At 35.2% G+C, this 6947-nt stretch carries 4 protein-coding genes; all 4 read left to right on the top strand.

Annotated elements, in window-relative coordinates:
* The first annotated feature begins 82 nt into the window (after window positions 1–82).
* The 4 genes from uidA (at window position 83) to X928_RS05685 (ending at window position 6919) form a co-directional block, all read left to right on the top strand.
* Complete coding sequence (gene uidA, locus X928_RS05700) at window positions 83–1792, top strand: beta-glucuronidase (protein WP_103078870.1); 1710 nt, start codon at window positions 83–85, stop codon at window positions 1790–1792.
* A 62-nt stretch (window positions 1793–1854) separates the two neighbouring features.
* Window positions 1855–3918: a beta-galactosidase gene (locus X928_RS05695; protein ID WP_103078869.1), complete on the top strand. Its 2064-nt coding sequence runs from the start codon at window positions 1855–1857 to the stop codon at window positions 3916–3918.
* A 196-nt stretch (window positions 3919–4114) separates the two neighbouring features.
* Entirely contained in the window at window positions 4115–5317 is a 1203-nt protein-coding gene (locus X928_RS05690) for a sugar ABC transporter substrate-binding protein (protein WP_103078868.1), read from the top strand.
* 429 nt (window positions 5318–5746) lie between these two features.
* On the top strand, window positions 5747–6919 hold the full coding sequence (locus X928_RS05685) for an MFS transporter (protein ID WP_103078867.1): 1173 nt from the start codon (window positions 5747–5749) through the stop codon (window positions 6917–6919).
* The last annotated feature ends 28 nt before the right edge of the window (window positions 6920–6947 follow it).

Raw genomic sequence — 6947 nt, 5'->3', positions numbered from 1 at the left:
ACCAGAAATACAAACAGAAAATCGCATGGTTCGTTGTTGGTTGTATGAGAATAAGGGAGATAAATAAAAAGGAGTTTTTAAAATGTTAAGGGCGCAAGAGAATAAAAAAAGAGCACTTATAAGTTTAAGTGGGATATGGGAAATAAAAAAGGATAAAAGCACAGAGGAGGAAGATATTAGACCAATTGCTGTTCCGGGAAGTTGGAACGAACAATATCAAGATTTCCTATATGAAGAGGGGAAAATGAGATACAAAAAAACTTTTCACCTTTCAAAAGATTTTGAAGAGAAAGCTATAAGGCTTTATTTTGAGGCGGTTAATACAAGAAGTGAAATTTATCTAAATGGTGAAAAGGTAGGAGAAAATGAAGTTGGATACCTACCATTTGAAATAGATATAACTGATAAGGTTAAGTTTGAAGAAGAAAATATCTTAGAAGTACTTGTGGAAAATGAACTCAGAACAGACTCTTTTCCTGCGGGAAATACACCTCAAGAAGATTTGCTGGTTGGTACTGCCGATAGAAGGCCCAGTACGAACTTTGATTTCTTAAACTATGGAGGAATAATCAGACCTGTAACGATAGAGATAACCAACAAAGAAAAGATAACAGATATCATGGTTGACACTTCTCTTTCTTCTTCAAAAGAAAAAAGAGGGATAATTAATTTTGAAATACTAACAAATGCAAACAATAATGGAACTATTGAAGTAGTAATAGCTGGAGAAAAGCATCAAAAAGACATAGAAAATGGTAAAGCGGATGTAAAAGTAGAATTGGAAAATGCGAAGTTTTGGAATTTGGAAAATCCTTATTTATACGACGTTGAAATCAATCTTAAAAGAAAAGATCAGACATTAGACAGTTATAAAATGAAAATTGGAATAAGAAAGATAAGGTGGGACAGTAAAAATTTATACTTAAACGACGAACCATTAAAATTAAAAGGATTTGGTAAACACGAAGAATTTCCTGTTTTAGGTCAAGGAACATTTTATCCCCTGATAGTTAAAGATTATAACCTATTAAAATGGATAGGAGCTAACTCATTTAGGACTTCTCATTACCCTTATACAGAAGATTGGCTTGATTTAGCCGATCAACTAGGGATATTGGTAATAGATGAAGCACCGCATGTAGGAATAACAAGGTATCATTACAACGATGAAACCACAAAATTATGTGTAAAAAGCATAAAAAGAATGATAGATAGGGATAAAAATCATCCAAGTGTGATAATGTGGAGTGTAGCTAACGAACCAGAATCTACCCATCCAAAATCAGAAGAATTTTTTAAACAATTGTATGAAACAGCAAAAAAATCAGACAAAACGAGACCAGTAACCTTTGTTAGTTGTATGGATATGCCAGGAAGGGAAGATGTATCTTTAAAATATTTTGACATAATTTGTATAAACAGGTATTTTGGTTGGTATGTTTTCCAAGGTAGACTTGACGAAGCAATAAGTGCATTAAATGAAAATTTAGAATATGTATATAAGAAGTACAACAAACCTATACTCTTAACAGAGTTTGGAGCTGACGCTATACCAGGTTATCATTATGATCCACCTATCCTGTTTTCAGAAGAATACCAAAAAGAATTAATAAAAAGATACATAGAAGTGATTGACTCAAAAGATTACACCATAGGAGAACATATATGGGCCTTTGCAGATTTTAAGACTCAAGAAGAAGTAAGAAGACCCATTTACAACCACAAAGGTGTTTTTACAAGAGATAGACAGCCAAAAATAGTTGCACATTATTTAAGAGATATTTGGAAATAAGAATGGAATATAGTAATAAAAAAAATACGATTTTCATCATTAAATTAAAAGGAGTGAAAATAATGACTAAAAAGTATGAACCAATAAGTGCAAAAGTGCCTCATTTTCTACATGGAGCAGATTATAACCCTGATCAATGGTTAAAATATCCAGAAGTCTTAGAAGATGATATCAAGCTTATGAAGCTAGCTGGATGTAACGTTATGTCTGTGTGTATATTCGCCTGGAGTACTTTGGAACCTGAAGAAGGGAAGTTTAATTTCGGTTGGTTAGATAAAGTTATAGAAAAGCTATACAAAAATGGAATATATACAATCTTAGCGACTCCCAGTGGTGCAAGGCCTGCATGGATGTCGCAGAAATACCCAGAAGTATTGAGGGTAGGGCCAAATAGAGTGAGAAACCTTCACGGTAAGCGTCATAATCATTGTTATACATCTCCAGTCTACAGAGAAAAAGTCAACATAATAAACACAAAACTAGCAGAAAGGTATTCGAATCATCCAGGAGTAATAGCTTGGCATGTATCCAACGAATACGGTGGGGAATGTCACTGCGATCTCTGCCAAGAATCCTTTAGGAATTGGTTAAAAGAGAAATACAAAACCTTAGAAAATCTGAATGATGCCTGGTGGACGGCTTTTTGGAGTCATACCTACACCGATTGGTCACAGATAGAATCTCCCGCACCTCATGGAGAAGATTTACTTCATGGATTAAATTTAGACTGGAAGAGATTTGTAACTCACCAAACCGTTGATTTTTTCAAACATGAGATAGAGCCACTGAAAAAGATAAATCCAAACCTACCTGTGACAACCAACTTTATGGGAATATATGAGGGATTGGATTATTGGAAATTTGTTGATTATGTGGATGTAATTTCTTGGGATAATTATCCAAGATGGCATAGTAATGATGATTATGATTTAGCCTGTGGAGTAAGTATGGTTCATGATTTGAATAGATCATTAAAAGGCGGAAAACCTTTCATGCTTATGGAGAGCACTCCTAGTACAACTAATTGGCAGGAAGTAAGTAAATTGAAAAGGCCAGGAATGCATCTATTATCTTCTATTCAAGCGATAGCTCATGGTTCTGATACCGTTCAATATTTTCAGTGGAGAAAAAGCAGAGGGAGCAGTGAAAAATTTCATGGAGCTGTTGTTGATCATTGTGGGCATGAAAATACCAGAGTTTTTAACGATGTCAAAATCGTTGGTGAAACACTAAAAAGATTAGATGAAATAATAGGAACAACAGTAGATCCAGAAGTTGCTATTATTTTTGATTGGGAAAATAGGTGGGCGATGAAAGATGCCCAGGGCCCAAGAAACATAGGCATACATTACGAGGAAACCGTTAAAGAAAATTATAAACCTTTCTGGAAGAATGGTGTACCTGTTGACGTTATAAATATGGACTGTGACTTTTCAAAATACAAGTTATTGATAGCCCCAATGCTTTATATGGTTAAACAAGGGATAGGTGAAAAAATTAAAGAATTTGTGAAAAACGGTGGGACTTTTGTTGCTACATACTGGTCAGGAATAGTCAACGAGACAGATTTGTGTTTCTTAGGCGGATTTCCAGGTCCGTTGAGAGAGGTTCTTGGAATTTGGTCTGAGGAGATAGACGCACTTTACGATGGTGAGAGTAGACTCGTTTCTTTTGATAATGAAAATGAATTGGGTTTGAAAGGTGAGTATGAAGCAAAAGAGCTATGTGATTTGATCCATTTAGAAGGAGCAAGATCTTTGGCAACCTACAAGGAGGATTTTTACAAAGGGATGCCCGCTTTAACGGTCAATGATTTTTCAAAAGGAAAAGCATATTACATAGCTTCAAGAAATGAAGAGCAGTTTAATGATATGTTTTATGGGAAATTGATTGAAGAACTGGGATTGCAAAAGGTTGTTGATACAGAATTACCATACGGTATTACAGCTCAAATGAGAACTGATGGAGAGAAAGATTATATTTTTGTGATGAATTTTACCCAAGAAGAAAAGACAGTCGAACTTGATGAAAAGGAATATATCGACCTTCTGGAAGGTGAAACTTCAGATAGAAAAATAACTGTTCCAGGTTATGGGGTTAAGATTTTGAAAAGAATGAAATCTTGATTCAGCCTGTGCTTACCCATTTCAGAAATAGGTGAAAGCAATGACCTCCTTACGAGATAATAAAGATATGGTATCAAATAGATTATATAGCGAGGAGGTAAAAGTATAATATTGAAGGTTTTAAAAGTTAGTTACAATGAATGTTTTAGGGTTTTTAAAGTGTCTAATAAACACATTATACGAGGAGGGAACAAAGATGAAAAAAGGCTTAATTTTAACTTTGGTAATGTTGGTAGGAGTACTTTCGCTATTTTCACAAACGTTAACCGTGTGGTCTTCTGAAAAACAAGTCGATTTCATAAAAAGGATCGGTCAGGAGTTTACCAGGGATACTGGAATAAATGTTGATGTCCAAATGGTTACTTTCGGTGATATAAGGTCAAAATTCCTAACCGCAGCACAGGCAGGAGAAGGTCCAGATATAATAGTTGGGGCTCAGGACTGGGTTGGAGAATTAGTAATGAATGATTTACTCGAACCTATTCCACAATCTGCTATCGAACTTGATAAATTTGCTCCATCAGGAATTCAAGCCTTCACATATGAAGGCAAGTTGTATGGATTGCCCTACGCCCTCGAAGCTAATGCATTATTCTATAACCGTGATTATGTAAGCGATGAAGAAGTTCCAACAAGTATAGACGAGCTAAAGGCATTAGCAAAAGAGTTTACCACGGATGAAACTGTTGGATTTGCCTTTGTTGCTAATGAATTGTATCATGCTTATGGTTTTCTTAGCGCATACAATGCATATGTTTTTGGATACGATCCTAAAACTGGTTACGATATAACCGACATCGGATTGAACAATGAAGAGGCTATAAAGGCTGCATATCTTGTGAAGAGCTTCTTCGACGAAGGTATAGTACCACAAGGTATGAACTACAATATTATGGATTCGATGTTTCTGGATGGTTTGGCAGCTATGGTAATAAACGGTCCATGGGCTGTAAAAGCATATTTAGATGCAGGTATAGACTTTGGCGTAGTTCCACTAACAAGCATAGAGGTTGAGCCAGGTAAAACGATGAAGCCTTTTGTTGGTGTACAAGGATTGATGATCAATTCTAGGTCAGAAAACAAAGCGTTCGCTATGGAATTCATTATTAATTACCTAGCAACAGCTGAAGGAATATATCAATTCTATATCGCTGACCCAAGATTGCCGTCAAGAGTTGATGTTTCTCAGATAATTGAGGAACAAGGTGGGCCAGTTCCTGCTGAGATAGTTGCTGCCTTCACTGAAAGCGCTGCAGGTGGAGAACCCATGCCCAATATACCTGCAATGCAAATGGTATGGACACCTATGGATGATGCTCTTAACAATATTATAAACGGGACACAAACACCAGAAGAAGCACTCAACGATGCCGTATCAAAGATAAAAGCAGCTTTGTAATTTTAAATTATTGATCTTTTAAGATTAAAAGGTATCAAATTTTTTAACCAAGAAAAAGGAGAGGTTATCCCCTCTCCCTTTTGTTCGTCCAGAATGCTCAATAGCTAAGCAGTGAAAGCCCGCTGTGGATCAGATAGCGAGGGGAAACCGCTAGTTGAAGGTACGGGAACAATGTGAAGGGTTTCAATTATCAATCTGTTGAGCCATGGTATACCGAGAGGTACGTACGGTGGTGTGGAAGGACGGTAGTTAAATTAATTGTCTATCTTCTACCCAACTAAAATAATTTAATAGTTTATTATAGCAACTAATAAATGCCCATCACAAATAAAAAATTTTGGGTTAATAGATTTATTGAAGTTCGTATAATGCCTAAATGTGATAAAATTAAAAGTATAAGAAGAAAAAATTATTGGGGGAAGCAAAAAGTTGAATTCTGCAAAAAAACAAAATCAAAAAAATAACATGTTAATTATATTTGGTGTAACGTTGATGGTCGTCATGGGTGTATCGAGTATTTCTCCTGTTTTTCCTTTGATAAAGGAAGAATTTAACGTAACAGAACAACAGGTAGGCTTGTTAATTACTTTTTTTAACTTGCCTGCCATATTTTTAACTCCATTATTTGGTGTTTTAGCTGATAGATATGGAAGAAAAAAATTTATGGTTCCACTTCTATTTTTATTCGCTGTATCTGGGGTGTTAAGTGGTTTAACAACAAATTTTAACATTTTACTGTTATTACGTGCCATCAATGGAGCAGGAGCATCCGCTTTGGGCGCATTGAATGTAACCCTTATGGGTGATCTATTTAAAGAAAGAGAAAGATTAAAAGTTATAGGTTACAATGAAACCGTTGCAAATATTGGATTAGCTATCTATCCACTTATGGGTGGAGTGTTGGCCATTTTTGGTTGGCAGTTTCCTTTTTTTCTGTCTATTTTAGCTGTACCTGTTGGAATAGCTACCTTATTTCTTCTTGAAGATTCCCATCAAAATGATGGGGATAACTTGAAAGATTATTTTGTAGATCTGTTTAAAGTTTTAAAAGATTTCAGAATAATTCTCATATATATTGCTGGGTTTTCTACCTTCTTTTTGCTCAGTGGCGCATATTCTTCTTATCTACCTTTTTTATCTGAATATAAGTTTGGTTTTCCCCCTTGGATAACAGGTATATTAATGTTTTTTATGTCTTTCACTGCCGCATTTGCTGCTTCACAGTTGGTGAAGTTAAGCGATAGATACACGGTAAAATGGTTGTTAGCATTTTCTTATGTATTTTATGCGATCTCACTTTTTTTATTGATGGTTGCAAAAAGTTTTGTAGGTTTAATGGTTTCTGTTATTATTTTTGGTATGGGGCATGGCATAAATATTCCGAGTATGCACTCTCTGACTACTGAAATAACTTCTCGTAAAAACCGGGGTGCGGTGATTTCTCTAAGGGAGGTCTTCTTTAAATTATCCGGAACTTTGGCTCCATTGATGATGGGATTGCTTTATTCTTTAAACGGGATTGACGCCGTTTATCTTTCTTCTGCTATTTATTCTTTGGGTATTTTTGTTCTTTTATTTTTTTCTTTCAAAAAAATATTTTGAGTATGCAACGATAAAATTCTGGTTTTAA

It is taken from the genome of Petrotoga miotherma DSM 10691, from assembly GCF_002895605.1.
In the GTDB taxonomy this organism is placed as follows: Bacteria; Thermotogota; Thermotogae; order Petrotogales; family Petrotogaceae; genus Petrotoga; species Petrotoga miotherma.
The sequence above is the reverse complement of the archived record's forward strand: the minus strand, read 5'-3'. Positions and strand labels throughout refer to the sequence as shown.

Bases quoted from the DNA above. Each gene is read 5' to 3' on its own strand.
- uidA (WP_103078870.1), top strand. From the start codon at position 83: ATGTTAAGGGCGCAAGAGAATAAAAAAAGAGCACTTATAAGTTTAAGT.
- X928_RS05695 (WP_103078869.1), top strand. From the start codon at position 1,855: ATGACTAAAAAGTATGAACCAATAAGTGCAAAAGTGCCTCATTTTCTA.
- X928_RS05690 (WP_103078868.1), top strand. From the start codon at position 4,115: ATGAAAAAAGGCTTAATTTTAACTTTGGTAATGTTGGTAGGAGTACTT.